12 protein-coding genes are annotated in these 15,717 nt (G+C 66.3%); 2 read left to right on the plus strand and 10 right to left on the minus strand.

Features of this window, described 5'->3' with window-relative positions; genetic code table 11:
* Positions 1–104: 104 nt before the first annotated feature.
* The 8 genes from pdxS to LOC59_RS08400 form a co-directional block, all read right to left on the minus strand.
* The gene (gene pdxS / locus LOC59_RS08365) at positions 105–1,016 is read right to left on the minus strand and encodes a pyridoxal 5'-phosphate synthase lyase subunit PdxS (protein WP_227895672.1); all 912 of its coding nucleotides are present in this window, start codon (positions 1,014–1,016) and stop codon (positions 105–107) included.
* Between the two features lie 65 nt (positions 1,017–1,081).
* Positions 1,082–1,726 carry a phosphatidylinositol phosphate synthase gene (gene pgsA, locus LOC59_RS08370; RefSeq protein WP_229971451.1) on the minus strand — a complete coding sequence of 215 codons (645 nt, stop codon included), beginning with the start codon at positions 1,724–1,726 and terminating at the stop codon, positions 1,082–1,084.
* A complete protein-coding gene (locus tag LOC59_RS08375; RefSeq protein WP_229971453.1) occupies positions 1,720–2,331 on the minus strand; it encodes an HIT family protein in 612 nt (203 codons plus the stop codon). Before LOC59_RS08375 ends, pgsA begins: the two co-directional genes overlap by 7 nt.
* An 18-nt stretch (positions 2,332–2,349) precedes the next feature.
* The gene (gene thrS, locus LOC59_RS08380) at positions 2,350–4,362 is read right to left on the minus strand and encodes a threonine--tRNA ligase (RefSeq protein WP_227916646.1); all 2,013 of its coding nucleotides are present in this window, start codon (positions 4,360–4,362) and stop codon (positions 2,350–2,352) included.
* A 77-nt stretch (positions 4,363–4,439) separates the two neighbouring features.
* Entirely contained in the window at positions 4,440–7,886 is a 3,447-nt protein-coding gene (locus LOC59_RS08385) for a DNA polymerase III subunit alpha (RefSeq protein ID WP_229971455.1), read from the minus strand.
* Positions 7,887–7,898: 12 nt separating this feature from the next.
* Positions 7,899–8,210: a DUF6504 family protein gene (locus tag LOC59_RS08390; protein ID WP_229971457.1), complete on the minus strand. Its 312-nt coding sequence runs from the start codon at positions 8,208–8,210 to the stop codon at positions 7,899–7,901.
* A gap of 141 nt (positions 8,211–8,351) precedes the next feature.
* On the minus strand, positions 8,352–9,947 hold the full coding sequence (locus LOC59_RS08395) for an MDR family MFS transporter (protein ID WP_229971459.1): 1,596 nt from the start codon (positions 9,945–9,947) through the stop codon (positions 8,352–8,354).
* Positions 9,948–10,276: 329 nt separating this feature from the next.
* The gene (locus tag LOC59_RS08400) at positions 10,277–11,956 is read right to left on the minus strand and encodes an MDR family MFS transporter (RefSeq protein WP_229971461.1); all 1,680 of its coding nucleotides are present in this window, start codon (positions 11,954–11,956) and stop codon (positions 10,277–10,279) included.
* A 239-nt stretch (positions 11,957–12,195) separates the two neighbouring features.
* Between LOC59_RS08400 and LOC59_RS08405 the strand changes: the two genes are divergently transcribed.
* Positions 12,196–13,296, plus strand: coding sequence for a DUF2776 family protein (locus tag LOC59_RS08405; RefSeq protein WP_229971463.1), 1,101 nt, complete (start codon positions 12,196–12,198; stop codon positions 13,294–13,296).
* A 22-nt stretch (positions 13,297–13,318) separates the two neighbouring features.
* Here LOC59_RS08405 and LOC59_RS08410 read toward each other — a convergent pair whose 3' ends face one another.
* Positions 13,319–13,945 carry a DUF2087 domain-containing protein gene (locus LOC59_RS08410; RefSeq protein ID WP_229971465.1) on the minus strand — a complete coding sequence of 209 codons (627 nt, stop codon included), beginning with the start codon at positions 13,943–13,945 and terminating at the stop codon, positions 13,319–13,321.
* Between the two features lie 115 nt (positions 13,946–14,060).
* Here LOC59_RS08410 and LOC59_RS08415 point away from each other — a divergent pair, with 115 nt between their 5' ends.
* Positions 14,061–15,362: a CoA transferase gene (locus tag LOC59_RS08415; RefSeq protein ID WP_229971467.1), complete on the plus strand. Its 1,302-nt coding sequence runs from the start codon at positions 14,061–14,063 to the stop codon at positions 15,360–15,362.
* 13 nt (positions 15,363–15,375) lie between these two features.
* On the opposite strand, the gene LOC59_RS08420 is transcribed toward LOC59_RS08415, so the two are convergent.
* Entirely contained in the window at positions 15,376–15,717 is a 342-nt protein-coding gene (locus LOC59_RS08420; protein ID WP_229971469.1) for a chorismate mutase, read from the minus strand.

Raw genomic sequence — 15,717 nt, forward strand, 5'->3', positions numbered from 1 at the left:
GCCGCACACCCCAGAGCGAAGCAGGAAACGAGAGACACAGAACAGCGGCCGGACCAGCATGAGTGCTGGTCCGGCCGCTGTACTTAAATGGTCGGTGCTGTACGTTACCAGCCGCGCTCGGCGAGGCGGTGCGGCTGCGGGATCTCGTCGACGTTGATGCCGACCATTGCTTCACCCAGACCGCGGGAAGCCTTGGCGATTTCGTCGGGATCGTCGTGGAACGTTGTTGCCTTCACGATCGCGGCGGCGCGCTCGGCCGGGTTTCCGGACTTGAAGATGCCCGAGCCGACAAAGACGCCGTCGGCTCCCAGCTGCATCATCATGGCTGCGTCGGCCGGCGTTGCGATACCGCCGGCAGTGAACAGCACGACGGGCAGCTTGCCGGAGGCAGCTACTTCCTTCACGAGTTCGTACGGGGCCTGCAGCTCCTTGGCCGCGACGTACAGCTCGTCTTCCGGCAGGGAGGACAGGCGGGCAATTTCGGTACGGATCTGCCGCATGTGCATGGTGGCATTGGAGACATCGCCGGTTCCGGCTTCGCCCTTGGAACGGATCATCGCCGCACCCTCATTGATCCGGCGGAGGGCTTCACCCAGGTTCGTCGCACCGCAGACGAAGGGAACGGTGAACTTCCACTTATCGATGTGGTTGGCGTAGTCGGCCGGCGTGAGGACTTCGGATTCGTCAATGTAGTCGACGCCGAGGGACTGCAGCACCTGCGCCTCAACGAAGTGGCCAATGCGTGCCTTTGCCATGACGGGAATCGAAACAGCGTCAATAATGCTGTCGATCATGTCCGGATCGCTCATGCGGGAGACGCCGCCCTGGGCACGTATGTCAGCGGGGACCCGTTCCAGCGCCATGACGGCAACGGCACCGGCGTCCTCGGCAATCCTGGCCTGGTCAGCGGTGACGACGTCCATGATCACGCCGCCCTTGAGCATTTCAGCCATTCCGCGCTTGACCCGGCTGCCTCCGGTGGAAGCTGCTGGCTGGGAAGGGTTTTCTTCAGACATGGCGAAGCTCTCTGGTAGGACGGCGGTAGAAGGCCATCCTAAGCCCCGTGAAGCGCACGCCGAGGCTATTGCTGCGTATCTTTTCCGAGGTCCTTGCCCATGACCTCTGCGTCGGCCTGGCGCCGGACCGTGCTCATCCGCTGGAAGATCGTGACGCCGCTGGCCAGGCACAGCGCAATGAGGACTACCAGGAGCACCAGTTCGGGCACTCCCAACCCCACCAGTCCGGTGGCCGTCAGCAGGAAGACCAGCCGCTCAGCCCGTTCGGCCAGGCCCACGTTGGCGTCGAAGCCAAGGGACTCGGCCTTGGACCGGATGTAGGACACCAGCATGCCCAAGACCAGGCAAATGAGTGCCGCAATCCCGATCGCGTCGTTGTCCCCGCCCGTGAAGAACCAGATGCTGACGCCGGCGAAGAGGGAACCGTCGGCGAACCGGTCCAGCGTGGAATCCAGGAACGCGCCCCATTTGCCCTTGCGTTCCTGCTGCCGGGCCATGATCCCGTCAATGACGTCGGAGAAGACAAAGAGCAGAATGAAGATCGTTCCCCAGAACAACTGGCCCAGCGGGTAGAAGACCAGGCCGCCGATCATGACGCCGAGGGTACCGATGATCGTGACGGCGTCCGGCGAGACCCGGTGCCTGATCAGCCAGGTGGCCAGCGGGGTGAACAGCGTGGTGAAGAACCCTCGGGCGTATTTGTTCAGCACGCCTGGGCCCCACCGGTTTCTGCAGCGGACGGCTCGGGTTCGGCCGGCCAGGCATCGGCCACCTGCTGCCGTACCTCGCCCAGGGTCTGGGTGATTGCCTTGGTGTGCGCAATGATCGGGAGGAAGTTTCCGTCGCCGCTCCAGCGCGGAACAATGTGCTGGTGCAGGTGGGCAGCGATACCGGCTCCCCCGGCGGTGCCCTGGTTCATGCCCAGGTTAAAGCCGGCAGGCGCGGATACCTTGCGGAGAACGCGCATCGCGGTCTGCGTGAGCGCTGCGATTTCCGCCGTTTCCTCCACGTCGATTTCCGTGTAGTCCGGAACGTGGCGGTACGGGCAGACCAGCAGATGGCCGGCGTTGTACGGAAACAGGTTCAGGATCACGAAGGCGTGCTTGCCGCGGTGGACGATCAGCGCTTCTTCATCGGTGTGCGACGGCGCCGCGCAGAACGGGCAGTTGTTTTCCGAGGAAACCTGCTCCTGCCCGCCCTTGATGTAGGCAAGGCGGTGGGGGGTCCAGAGCCGCTGGAAGGCATCCGGCACTCCGGCGAGTTCGAATTCATCCGTCACTTCGCCGTCGTGCGGATACTGCTCCTGGCTTTCCATCTGGACTCCCCCGCGCCGCTACTTGTCCCGGTTCCGGACAGCTTCGACGATCCGCTTCACGGCTTCTTCGACGGGCACACCGTTGTCCTGGCTGCCGTCACGGAAGCGGAAGGAGACCGCGCCTGCCTCGGCGTCTTCGCCGCCGGCGATCAGGACGAACGGGATCTTCTCCTTGGAGGCGGTGCGGATCTTCTTCGGGAAGCGGTCGGTGCCGGCGTCCACCTCGGCGCGGATGCCGGCGGCCTTGAGCTTGTCCACGACGTCGTACATGTAGTCGTTGAACGCTTCGGCAACGGGGATGCCGACGACCTGCACGGGAGCCAGCCAGGCGGGGAACGCACCGGCGTAGTGCTCGGTCAGGACCGCCATGAAGCGCTCCACCGAACCGAACAGGGCGCGGTGGATCATGACCGGGCGCTGACGGGTGCCGTCAGCGGCCTGGTACTCGAGCTCAAACCGTTCGGGCAGGTTGAAGTCCAGCTGGATGGTGGACATCTGCCAGGTGCGGCCAATGGCGTCACGCGCCTGCACGGAGATCTTCGGTCCGTAGAACGCTGCTCCCCCGGGATCCGGCACCAGGTCCAGGCCGGAGGCCTCAGCGACCTCGGCCAGGGTGCGGGTGGCTTCCTCCCAGACCTCGTCGGAGCCAACGTACTTTTCCGGATCCTTGGTGGAGAGTTCCAGGTAGAAGTCGTCCAGGCCGTAGTCCTTGAGCAGGTCCAGCACGAAGTTCAGCGTGTTGGTCAGCTCGTCCTTCATCTGCTCGCGGGTGCAGTAGATGTGGGCGTCGTCCTGGGTCATGCCGCGCACGCGCGTCAGGCCGTGGATCACGCCGGACTTTTCGTAGCGGTAGACCGAGCCGAATTCGAACAGCCGCAGCGGCAGTTCACGGTAGGACCGTCCGCGGGAGCGGAAGATCAGGTTGTGCATGGGGCAGTTCATCGGCTTCAGGTAGTAGTCCTGGCCGGGCTTGGTGACCTCGCCGGTCTCCGGGTCGGTGACCTCATCCACGTGCATCGGAGGGAACATGCCGTCCCGGTACCAGTCCAGGTGGCCGGAAACCTCGTACAGGTGGCCCTTGGTGATGTGCGGCGTGTAGACAAACTCGTAGCCGGCCTCGGTGTGGCGCTGGCGGGAGTAGTCCTCCATGGCCTTGCGGATGATGCCGCCCTTGGGGTGGAACACCGGCAGGCCGGAACCCAGCTCGTCCGGGAAGGAGAACAGGTCCAGTTCGGTGCCCAGCTTGCGGTGGTCGCGGCGCTCGGCCTCGGCCAGGCGTTCCTGGTAGGCCTTCAGGGCGTCCTTGGTGGGCCAGGCGGTGCCGTAGATGCGCTGCAGCTGCTGGTTGGCCTGGTTGCCCAGCCAGTAGGCGGCGGAGGAACGGGTCAGCGCGAAGGCGTTGGAGATCAGCTTCGTGTTGGGCAGGTGCGGGCCGCGGCACAGGTCGCACCACACAACATCGCCGGACTTGCGGTCAACGTTGTCGTAGATGGTGATCTCGCCGGCGCCAACCTCGATGTTTGCGCCCTCGCCTGCTTCCTCGGCGCCGTCCTTCTTGCCCAGGAGTTCCAGCTTGTACGGCTCGTTCGCCATGGCTTCGCGGGCTTCGTCCTCGGTGACCACGCGGCGCACAAACTTCTGGTTCGAGTTGACGATCTTCTGCATCATCTTCTCGAGGGTCTTCAGGTCCTCCGGCGTGAACGGCTCGGCGACATCGAAGTCGAAGTAGAAGCCGTCCTTGATATACGGGCCGATGCCCAGCTTGGCGTCGGGGCGCAGCTGCTGCACGGCCTGGGCCATCACATGTGCGGTGGAGTGGCGCAGGACGTTCAGGCCGTCTTCGGAATCGATGGTCACTGCTTCGATGCCCTGGCCCGGGGCAAGGGGGGTGTCGAGGTCCTTCAGGACGCCGTCGACCCGCATCACGACTACCTCGCGGCGCTCAAAGAAGAGCTGAGCACCTGTGGTGCCAGTATCCACCGTGGTCTCTTCGCCGTCGACGATGAGGGTGAACTGTTCCGGCACTGACACGTTTGTCTCCTAGATTCGTTTGTGCTGGCACCTGCGCACGGGTTCGTCCGTGCGTCCAATGGCACGCCTTTACGATGTTATCCGCTGTGCTTGGGCCCCACCAACCTGCCGCGCTCATCCGGGGTTGGACTTACGGGCAGGGAAGCTGTGTCCGTAAGGTCCCAGGCCTGAAGCGCCTGCAGGCTCATCCCCCGGGCTCCCGTGCGGCGGGTGAGCCCCCGGATCAGCATCAGTTCGGTGCCAAAGAGCAGGGGGCCGGTCTTTTCCTGGGCTTCAGTGAAGAAGGTGCAGTCCACGCATCCCGTGCCGTCGTCGAGGCTGATGAACACCACGCGGCGCCCGCCGCGCATCGGCGGAGTCTGCGTGGCGACCCGGATGCCGGCCACCAGCACCTCCGTGCCGTTGCGCAGCTGCAGCAGCGATTCGGCTTTGGTCACGCCCAGGGCTGCCAGCAGCGGTTCATAGCTGTCCACCAGATGGGCGCTGACGTCGACGGCGAGCAGGTCCAGTTCGGTGCGGACCCGTTCAGGCAGTGTTGGTTCAGGCAGCCGGGGAACCAGGTTGGCCAGTTCCGTGTCCCCCAGCGGCAGGGACAGCTGGCCGGGAATGGGATCGTATTTCCGGGACCCGGATTTCCCGGTGGTCTCAGCAAGATGCTGCAGCAGGTCCGCCCGGCTGCCGCGGGACCCGGTCTCGCGGGTGAGCGAATCGAAGGCACCCAGCTGGGCCAGGCGCTGGAGTGACGGCCTGGACAATTTGGCGCGGGCCCGCAGGTCCGCCAGAGAGTCGAACGGCTGCCCGGCGGCGATCCTGCGGACTTCAGCGGCCGAGAGTCCGTAGATTCCCGCGAAGCTCAGCCGGATGCCCAGGCGTTCCGGCTGGCCCTTCCGGCCCGGGCCCGCGGGCACGGCCGGTACCCGTTCCACGCGGTACTGTTCTCCGCTGCGGTTGATGTCCAGCGGCAGGATCGGAATGCCCATCCTCCGGGCTTCGGCAACCAGCAGCCGCCGGGGATACATTCCGGGATCATGTTCGAAAATGCCGGCGAGGAAGGCTTCGGGGTGATGGGTCTTGAGCCAGGCGGACTGGTAGGTGGGAACCGCGAAGGCAGCACCGTGGGCTTTGCAGAATCCGAAGCTGCCGAAGGCCTTCAGCGTTTCCCAGACCTTGTCGATGGTCTCCGCGTCGTAGCCGCGTTTCTCCGCAGCCCGGCGGAAGAAGTCCTCCACCCCCGTTTCGGCGTCGGGATTTCCCAGCAGCCGGCGCAGTTCGTCTGCCTTGGCCAGTCCGCAGCCGGTGAACACGTCGAAGGTCCGCAGGACCTGTTCGTGGAAAACTGTCACTCCGTGGGTTTCGGCCAGCACCGGGCGCAGCGATTCATGCGGGTATTCCTCCGGTGACCAGCCGTGGCGGTGTTCCAGGAACGGACGGACCATGTCCGATTTCATGGGACCGGGCCGGAAGAGTGAAATGTCGATGATCAGGTCGTTGAATTCGCGCGGCGCCATTTTTCCCACCAGTTCGCGCTGGCCCGGGGACTCGATCTGGAAGCAGCCCAGTGTGTGCGTGCTGCAGATCAGGTCATAGGTGGGTTCGTCATCCAGCGGCACGGCATCCAGGTCGATCCGCCCGTTGTCGGCTATCCAGGCCGGAAGGCTTCCGTCCGCAGCAGGCGGGTGCGCGCCCGCAGCTGCCACTTCCTCCCTGCCCGGGTGGATCCGGATGATCTCCTTCAGCGCGAACGCCATGGCCGACTGCATGCGGACGCCCAGCACGTCGAGCTTGAGCATACCCATCGGATCCATGTCGTGCTTGTCGAACTGGGACATGGGAAGGCCCAGGCCGCTGGGCTGCACGGGGGTGCGGTCCAGCAGGGATGTATCTCCCAGGATGACCCCGCACGGATGCATGGAGATGTGCCGGGGCAGCCGGTCCAGCCGCTCCGTGAGGTCCACCAGCAGATCCAACTGGCGGTTCTGCTGGACTGCCTCGGCAACGTCCCGCAGTTCGGGTTTCTCTGCGAGCGCCTCACGGAAGTGGCTGGCCGAGAAGCGCCACAGAGCCTTCGCGACGGCGCCGACCTCCTCTTCGGGAAGGCCCAGGGCCATGCCGGCATCGCGCACCGCCCCGCGTGCCCGGTATCCGTTCTGCATGCTCATCAGGGTCACCCGCTGCGCGCCGAAGCGTTCGAAGATGCGGTGGTAGACGTTGTGCCGTTCGGCGCTTTCCACGTCAATGTCGATGTCCGGCAGCGTGGAGCGGTCCCGGGAGAGGAACCGTTCGAAGATGAGGTCGTGGGCCAGCGGGTTCACGTGGCTGACCCCGAGCAGGTAGTTCACCAGGGAGGAGGCTCCGGAACCACGGGCTGCTGCCCGCACCCCCATTTCCCGAATCATCGTGGAGACTTCGGCGACGGTCAGGAAGTAGGACGCGAAACCTAGCCGTTCGATAATGCCCAGCTCGTGTTCGAGCCGGTTGCGCATGGCCGCTTCCGCGGTGGAATCCAGATGCCCGAAGCGCCTGCCGATGCCGGCTTCGCAGCGTCCGCGCAGCTCAAGGCCCGGTTCGGTATCGATCCCGATGACCGAGGCCTCCGGCACCACCGGCTGCTTCCATCCCATGTCCGACGCCGGGTCGATGCGGCAGGAATCGGCGAGCGCCTCCGTGGCGGCGAGCAGTTTCGCCGCACCGGAACGCCCGTAACCGGCTTCGTGGCTGATTTCCGCTGCGAGCGCGGCCATCTGTTTCCCGGACTTCAGCCAGCCCTGGCCGTTGGGCTGCAGGTCTGCCAGCTGCCCCATGGAGGTCAGGGCACGGGCGGCGTCGAGCACGTCTGCGGTAGCTGCTCCGTCTTCATCCACATAGCGCACTGCGTTGGTCAGCACTGCGGGAATGTTCATCTCATCGGAGAGCCGGAGCAACCGTACTGCGTGGGCCAGGCTGAGGTTTACCCCCGGGGCGCTGAGGTGGGTGACCACCTCCACGGCGAGCGCAGCACGCGGCACAACCGCCAGCCAGCGGCGAAAGAGAGTGCGCGCGACGGCGTAGCTGCGGCTGCGCATGGCACGTCCGACGTCGGAATAGGGGCCCACCAGGACAGTGAGCAGCGGTTCCCCGTCCTTCCCGGCTGACCGGGAGGCAAGCTGTTCCAGTGTGATCCCGGCCGGCCTGCCGGCCCTGCCGCGGGAAGGCGACGTGCCTGCATGTGCATCGGAGATCAGCCGGCACAGCGCATGGTATCCGGCGCCGCGGTTGTGCCCGTGGGCCAGGATCACCACCCTCCCGGTGACGGCGGCATCTTTGCCTTCACTGTCCAGGATGGCGAGGTCCACCCCGACGACCGGGTCGATTCCGGCATCCATGCAGGCGCGCAGGTGTTTGACCGTGCCGTACAGGCCGTCCCTGTCGGTGCAGGCCAGCGCGTCAGCGCCGTCGGCTGCGGCGGCCCGGGCCAGTTCATCCGGCCAGGACGTGCCGTAGTGGGCGCTGAACGCGGTGGCGGCGTGGAGATGGGTGAAGCTCATGGCAGCAGGACGCTAGGCACTTTCCCGCAGGGCGTCATGGATCCGGATCAGCCGCCAGGTGCTGGAGGCAGTCTGCCTGGAAATATCCAGGGTGCGCAGTACGGAGCGGGGGTTCAGGCGTGCCTGCACCCGCCAGATCTCCGAGTCCACCAGCCCGGCCCCGTGTCCGCGTTCTGCCCGGGGTTCTTCCTCCCACCAGCTGCGGCGCTCATACCAGCGCACCGGATTGGCTGCGACCTTGTAGGTCCTCCCCTGCCAGGTAAGCCGCAGCGGGATGCCCGCCGGGGAGCAAACCACCTCTATTGCTTCGCTGAAAAGTCCCACGGCTGCCCCTCCACGTGCCTAGGCCAGGCTAAAATACCTGACTGAAAACATTCGAACATATATTCGAACTCCAGTGTACGGCTCCAGTCTGACAATGGGCACGGCGGTGCCTAGGAACCTGGTGGGAGTCCTGCGCCCGGTTCACTCCGACGCCGCCTCAACCCGGGACTGCGTCGAAAGCGGTATCTCCTCAATGAACAGGCACAGCACTCCGCCGGCGGCCACGATGGGCACGCTGAGCAGGAAAATCGGCGGCATGGCCTGCCCGAAGGCTGAAGCGATCACTTCCTGGGCCTGCGGCGGCAGGCTCTGCAGCAGGGCCGGTGTCAGCGAGTTGATGCTCCCTCCGGGAATGGCGTCCGCGGACCCGGCGGGGGCGCCGGACAGCTGGTCCGTCAGCTGGCTCACGAAGATGGACCCGAACGCTGCAATGCCGAAGGACGCGCCGATCTGGCGGAAGTAGTTGGCTGAGGAGATCGCCGTTCCCATGGTCCGCGGCGGCACGCTGTTCTGCACAACCAGGACGAGGTTCTGCAGCAGCGCCCCGATTCCCATGCCCAGGACCGCCATCCCCACGGCCGTGAACCAGTAGGGGGTCTCGGCCGAAATGCGGGAAAGCAGCAGCAGCCCGCAGATCACCACGGCGCACCCCGCAACGGGGTAGATCTTGTACCGGCCGGTGCGCGAAATCAGCTGGCCGGTACCAATGGAGGTCAGCAGCAGCCCTCCCATCATCGGCAGCATCATGAGGCCGGACTGCGTGGCACTGGCCCCGCCCACCATCTGCAGGAAAGTAGGCAGGTAGGAAATGGTGGAGAACATGGCAATTCCGACGGCGATACCCGCCAGCACCGGCACCAGGAAGTTCCGCATCCGGAACAGGCCCAGAGGCAGGATCGGTTCCGAGGCCCGGGATTCCGCCCACACGAAGGCGCCCCCGGCCAGCAGGGCAGCAGCGGAGAGGCCCAGGATCTGCGGGCTGGACCATTCATAGGTTGTCCCGCCCCAGCTGGTCACCAGGATCAGCGCGGTTGAAGCCGCCGCCAGCAGCGCCGCTCCCAGGTAGTCCAGGCGCGGCCGCACCCCGCTGTGCCGCGGCAGGTGCAGGGAGGTGATGACCACGGCGAGCGCCACCGCGCCGATGGGCACGTTGATGTAGAAGACCCACCGCCAGGACCAGGAATCGGTGATCCAGCCGCCCAGCAGCGGCCCGCCGACTGAGGCCAGCCCGAACGCGGCACCGATCAGGCCCATGTACCGTCCGCGTTCCCGCGGGGAGACCAGGTCCCCGATGATCGCCTGCGCCCCAATCATCAGCCCGCCGCCGCCAATGCCCTGCAGGGCCCGGAAGGCGATCAGCTGGCCCATGCTCTGCGACAGGCCCGAAAGCACCGACCCCAGCAGGAACACGGCAATCGCGAAGATGAAGATGTTCTTGCGGCCGAACAAGTCACCGAGCTTGCCGTAGATGGGCAGTCCGATCGTCGCGGCCAGGATGTAGGCGGTAACTACCCAGGACAGGTGCTCCAGCCCGTTCAGGTCCCCCACGATGGTCGGCAGGGCCGTGGCTACGATGGTCTGGTCCAGTGCTGCGAGCAGGACCGAGAGGACAAGGCCGGTGAAAACCAGTATCCGGCCCCGCCGCGCGCCTTCGCCGGCCGGTTCCCCGGGTGCTTCCCCGGGGGTTCCCGATCCGGGTGCACCGGGCCCTGTCTCCCGGCCGGGAGCTGCGGACATTGCCGATCCGGGTGCCTCCTGGCCGGAGTCACGCCCTCCCGCAGGACGTGCCCCCGGGCTTGCCGCCGAGCGGGGCTCTATCCAGGGTGTTCGGCCTGCCGAGCCTGTTAAGCCTGCCCGGATGGCACCCTCCCGGGCGGCTGCCTGCCGTTCCTCCGGCGTTTTACGGTGCCGGGGTTTCCTGGGCCTCCCTGCCCGGTCGGTCCGCAGCGGAACAGCCGGGGAGCCGGCAGGGACCTGGGCCGCGTGCCTGGGGTGCCCGTGTACGCCGGAAACTTCAGTGCCGCCGTCGCGGGCCGGGACTGCCGGGTGTGCACCGGGGCGGACCATCAGCGTTTTGCCTCCCCGCCGAGCTGCACGTTTGCCTCTGTGGCCAGGGGAATCTGCCGGATAAAAAGTGTCAGCACGAACGCCGCTCCCAGTGCGGGGATTCCGAGCAGGAAGATCGGCGGCAGGGCGGTTGCAAAGGCATCGGCGATGAAGTCCCGTGCCGGGGCCGGCAGCGCCTTCAGCTGCTCGGGGCTGATGGAGTTCACTCCCCTGCTGGTCACCCCGCGCACGGCATCAGGGGCGTTGGCCACCTCATCGTTGAGCCGGGAGATAAACACGGAGCCGTAGATGGCGATTCCCAGCGTTCCGCCGATTTGCCGGAAGTAGTTCGCGGAGGAGACCCCTGTGCCCATGTTCCGGGGCGGAACACTGTTCTGCACAATCAGCACCAGGTTCTGCATCAGCGCGCCAATTCCCAGGCCGAGTACGAACATGCCCAGGGCAGTGAACCAGTACGGCGTTTCCGCGGAGATGCGTGAGAGCAGCAGCAGCCCCAGGATCATCACCAGCGATCCCAGGACCGGATAGCTCTTGTAGTGTCCGGTGCGGGAGATGAGCTGGCCGGTCCCGATGGAACTGAGCAGCAGGCCGGCAGTCATCGGCAGCATCATCAGCCCCGAGTCAGTGGCGCTGGCTCCGTTGACCATCTGGAGGAAGGTAGGCAGGTAGGAGATGCTGCCGAACATCGCCAGCCCGACGGCGAGCCCCACCAGCGTGCACACCACGAAGTTGCGGATCCTGAACAGCCGCAGGGGAAGGATCGGCTCGGCAGCCCGCAGCTCCACCGGGATGAACACGGCAATAGCAATGAGGGCTGCCGCGCCCAGGCCAAGGATGGTCGGGGACGTCCAGGCGTACGTGGTTCCGCCCCAGCTGGTAATGCCCACCAGTGCAGCACTGGCGAAGGCGAGCAGGATGGCACCGGGATAGTCCAGCTTTATTCCGGCGGCGCTGCGCTTGGGCAGGTGGAGGGAGGTGATGATCAGCGCCAGGGCAATCGCTCCGAGCGGCAGGTTGATGTAGAACACCCAGCGCCAGGACCAGTATTGGGTCAGGTATCCCCCCAGCAGTGGTCCGCTGACCGAGGCGACTCCAAATGCAGCGCCGATCAGTCCCATGTACTTGCCGCGGTCGCGTGCCGAAACGATGTCCCCGATGATCGCCTGCGCACCGATGATCAGCCCGCCGCCGCCCACACCCTGCAGCGCCCGGTAGGCAATCAGCTCGCCCATGCTGTGGGCCTGGCCCGAAAGCGCTGATCCCAGCAGGAAGACGATGATCGCGAAGATAAAGATGTTCTTGCGTCCTAGCAGGTCACCGAGCTTGCCGTAGATGGGCAGCCCGATGGTGGACGTCAGCAGGTAGGCGGTGATGACCCAGGACAGATGGTCCAGTCCCTGCAGGTCGCCCACGATCGTGGGAAGGGCGGTGGAGACGATGGTCTGGTCCAGGGCCGAGATCAGCACGGCCATGATCAGGCCGGCAAATACCAGCACGATCTGCCGCCGGCTGTGCGGTGACGGCGCTGCCGGGCCCTGCTGATCGGGCGGCACGGGCGGGTCCGCGGCAGGAGAGCCGGGCGGGAGCCGGTAGGACGACGCCGGCGAGCCAAGATCAGTGGCGGCGCGGGCCCCCGTGTGGGTCGCTTCGGCTCCATGGGCAGTAAATCGAGCGGCCAATGACGCCTCCTTGGAAGGTCCTCCGTGGATGGTCCGGAACCAAAACCCACTAACCATCAGACGCCCGCCATCCTGCCAAGTCAACGGTCGACGGAGGCCCTTGGACCCGAATACTGCATGGACCGGCAGGCATCGCCGCTGCGGAGGGCACGAACTTCCGCAGCCGGGATCTGCTCCATGCCTCCGGCATTGTTCCGCGGGTATGACAGGCGCAAACTTGCACTAACCGCGGACCGGCCATGACGTCGAAGCCGCACGGGATCCCCTCTTCCTACCGGGTGCGCCATGAACTGGACAACATGAACCGGACAATGAGCATCATTTTCCGCGCCATCCCCCTTCTCATGGGTGCGGTCTGCCTGTCTTACGGCCTCTACATCCTGGCCGGGCCCGACGACGCCGATCACTTTATTGCCGGACACGTCACCGTGGGGCTGACCGCCATCTGCTATGCCCTGTTCACGACGGCGGCCACCATCATCAGGCAGCTCATCAACCGTTACGGGCGTGTGTGGGAGGTCATCCTGCCGCTCTCCGGCTACGCGGCCGCTGCCGCCGCCATCATCTGGGGCATTGTCCTGGCCAACCGGGACAACGCCGCGGCGAACCTCACCGCCGGCTTCGTCGTGATCGGCGTGGGCTTGGTGGCTGCCTGCGTCAGCACCGTAGCGGCCGCATCCACAAAATTCACGCTGATCCAGTCGGCACAGCTGCTTGAGCCGTTGGGCGGCCCGCCGGAGGGTGCCCATACCCGCGCCGTCGGGACGGCGCTGATCATCGTTCCGGGTGCCGCCGCTGCCGCCGGTTTCTCCCTGGCCGCCGGCCTGCTGCTGCGCGGAGACATCCCCGGGTTCGTCGCAGGACACGTTCTGATAGGCCTGTCGGCGATCTGCACGTCGCTGATATCCCTCGTCGCGAGCATCGTGCGCCAGGTGCGCAACGTGTTCAGCGACGGCGAGCGTTTCGCCTGGGCCTGGCTCGTCGGTGCCGCGGGCATGGTCAACCTGCTCCTCGGGCTCTTTGTGCTGTTCAGCTCAAACGAGCCCTACCGGCTGGCACCGGGATGTGTACTGATCGGCCTTGGGCTGATCTGCTTCAGCATTCTCTCGAAGGTGCTGCTGCTCGCGCTCGTCTGGCGGCGCACGTTTGCCCTCGCCAACCGCATCCCGCTCATGCCCATCGGAACAGCGCTAACCTGCCTGTTCTTCGCCGCGTTCCTTTTTGAAGCCGCAGGCACGGAACCGGCGTTCTTTGTCGGCGCGCACGTCCTGGTTGGACTCGGAGCTGTCTGCTTCACGCTCTTCTCAATCGTGTCGATCCTGGAAGAGGGAACGTCCTAGCGGCAGGTCGGGGAGCTGCTGCTCAGCCGGCAAATTCAATACCGTCCGCCGGACGCGGCCTGGTGAGCCAGTAGCGGGACCCATCCGGGCTGCGGCGGAGGATTCCTTCATCGACCATGGCCCGCCGGAACATTGCCGGGTCCGTGGTGAAGGCGGCGAGCCTCCCGGTGACCTCGGCTTCCGTCAGCCGGGCACGGCCGGGAGGACCTGCCGCACTGCCGGGGCCGGCGTCGGCCGTTTCCGGGCCGTGCGCACCGGTGCCGAGGGCACCGTACCGCGAGAAGACCTCACCGGCCAGATAGTGCAGGACTTCCAGGCGGTCGGCCCGTTTGGAGGGCAGGCTGCCGGAGCTTGACGGGCCCAGGTGCCGCAGCGGGGACTCATCCCTGGGCGCCCGGTCCGCAGCGAGCAGGCGGGAGAAAACCTCCGGGACAGGATGCAGGCCGTCCTGCCCGTCCCGGACCAGCCCCGCCTTCATCAGGACGTCCAGCGACTTCGTTCCGGCACGGTCCAGATCGCGGCCGGAGAGGGGTTCGCCCTGCCCTGCCGCGGTGATGATCCGGCCATACAGGTCCAGCCTGCGCGAATCTGCGAGCGCAGCAGCCGCCGCTTTCCATCTGGAACTGCCGGCTGTGCCTGGATCTTTCAACTGCGGTGCCTTTCAAGCCATATCGATGCGGATATTTGTGCGGCCGGCGCCTGTCCGGGCCCTGATCTGTGACGTAGCCTACTGCAACAGGAATCGGGACCGAGGGGAGCTGCGCATGGAGTCGTGCTATCCCGTGCGCTCCTTCGCTGCTGCGTCCGTAGCGGCAGCAGGCAGCGCGGTTGCGGAGCTTGCTTCCCGCATCTCCGGCCTGCCGGTCCACGCTGAGGCCCTCCCGGATCTTGCCCGTGCCTGGTTCGGCGGCTCCTTCCGCCCTGCCGGATGGGAGGTTCCGCCGCCCTGGGATCCCCTCTCCCGTGACTACCCGTGTACAGACGGCTGGGTACGGCTGCATACCAACGCCCCTCATCACCGCAGGGCTGCGCTCGCAGTCCTGGGCCTGCCCGCGGATGCCGGCCCGGAGACGGCGGCGGTGGCCGTCAGCGCATGGAAAGGCGGGGAACTTGAAGAAGCCGTGGTGGAAGCCGGCGGCTGTGCGGCCCGGCTGCGGACGGTGGAACAGTGGCAGGCACATCCGCAGGGACAGGCTGTCCGGGCCGAACCCCTCATCGGCTGGACCCGGCGCGCCGCGCAGCTGCCCGTTGAAACGACTGGGTCCCCTGAACGGCCGCTGGACGGTGTCCGGGTCCTGGATCTTACCCGCGTCATCGCCGGACCGGTGGCTACCAGGTTTCTTGCCGGATTCGGTGCCCGAGTCCTGCGCGTTGATCCGCCCGGCTGGCAGGAGCCGGCGCTGGAAGCGGAGATGACGGTGGGCAAGAGCTGTACCCGGCTGGACCTCCGTACGCCCGGCGGTGCTGCGAAGGTCCGCGAGCTGATCTCAGCCGCAGACCTGGTGGTGCACGGCTACCGTCCCGGTGCCCTGACCGGACTGGGACTGGACGAACACCGCCTCCAGCAGCTGCGCCCCGGCGTCGTAACCGTGGCGGTCAATGCCTGGGGCTGGACCGGGCCGTGGCGCGGCCGCCGGGGTTTTGATTCCCTGGTGCAGACGGCGTCGGGAATCGCCGACGCCGGCATGGCCTGGTCTGCGGCGGGTGCGCCGCGGCCGCTGCCGGTCCAGGCGCTGGACCACGCCACCGGGTATCTGGCTGCAGCGGCAGCCGTTCGGGCCTGGTCCCGGCGGCTGGACGGGGAGGTGTATGCAGCTAGGCTCTCCCTGGCCCGGACAGCGGCGGAACTGCAGCGTGCTGCGGAGGCCCGCCGTCCGGTGCCCCCGCCCTGGGAGTCACCGAAGGATCCGTCCGCCCCCGCCCTGCCGCGGACGGCGGAGCAGACGTACTGGGGACCCGGCGAGCGCCTGGCACCGCCCGTTGTCTTCAGTTCGGTAGGACCGGTTCCCGTCATGAAGTGGGAGCTGCCCGCGGCACCGCTGGGATCAGCGCCCGCGGCCTGGTAGCCGGCGAACCGGGCTAGCTGCGGCTGAAAGCGTCCAGTTTTGCCTGCGTTTCGTCTTCGTGCCGGGTGCGCAGCTCGTAGTCGATGAAAGCGTCGATCATGGCGCGGTAGGTCTTTTCCACGACCGTGGAGTCCTGTTCCTGTGCTTCGGCGGCTTCCCGCACGTGATTGATGACTTCCTCTACGCGGTCCCGGGCGCGGACCTGGGCGTCGTCGTCCTTCAGGCCCCCGGCAAGCCGGACCAGGCGTTCGCGGCGCCAGATCAGCGCAACAATTTCTTCGTCGATCTCGTCAATGGCCGTGCGCACGGCCCCAAGCTGTTCGGTAGTCGGGTCTGTTTCCACTGTTTCTCCCAT

The organism is Arthrobacter sp. zg-Y916, assembly GCF_020907385.1.
GTDB classification, from domain to species: domain Bacteria; phylum Actinomycetota; class Actinomycetes; order Actinomycetales; family Micrococcaceae; genus Arthrobacter_B; species Arthrobacter_B caoxuetaonis.

Excerpts from the sequence above, each read along its gene's own strand:
- pdxS (WP_227895672.1), bottom strand. The coding sequence starts at position 1,016 with ATGTCTGAAGAAAACCCTTCCCAGCCAGCAGCTTCCACCGGAGGCAGC.
- LOC59_RS08375 (WP_229971453.1), bottom strand. The coding sequence starts at position 2,331 with ATGGAAAGCCAGGAGCAGTATCCGCACGACGGCGAAGTGACGGATGAA.
- LOC59_RS08385 (WP_229971455.1), bottom strand. The coding sequence starts at position 7,886 with ATGAGCTTCACCCATCTCCACGCCGCCACCGCGTTCAGCGCCCACTAC.
- LOC59_RS08395 (WP_229971459.1), bottom strand. The coding sequence starts at position 9,947 with ATGTCCGCAGCTCCCGGCCGGGAGACAGGGCCCGGTGCACCCGGATCG.
- LOC59_RS08405 (WP_229971463.1), top strand. The coding sequence starts at position 12,196 with ATGACGTCGAAGCCGCACGGGATCCCCTCTTCCTACCGGGTGCGCCAT.
- LOC59_RS08415 (WP_229971467.1), top strand. The coding sequence starts at position 14,061 with ATGGAGTCGTGCTATCCCGTGCGCTCCTTCGCTGCTGCGTCCGTAGCG.
- LOC59_RS08420 (WP_229971469.1), bottom strand. The coding sequence starts at position 15,717 with ATGGGAGAAACAGTGGAAACAGACCCGACTACCGAACAGCTTGGGGCC.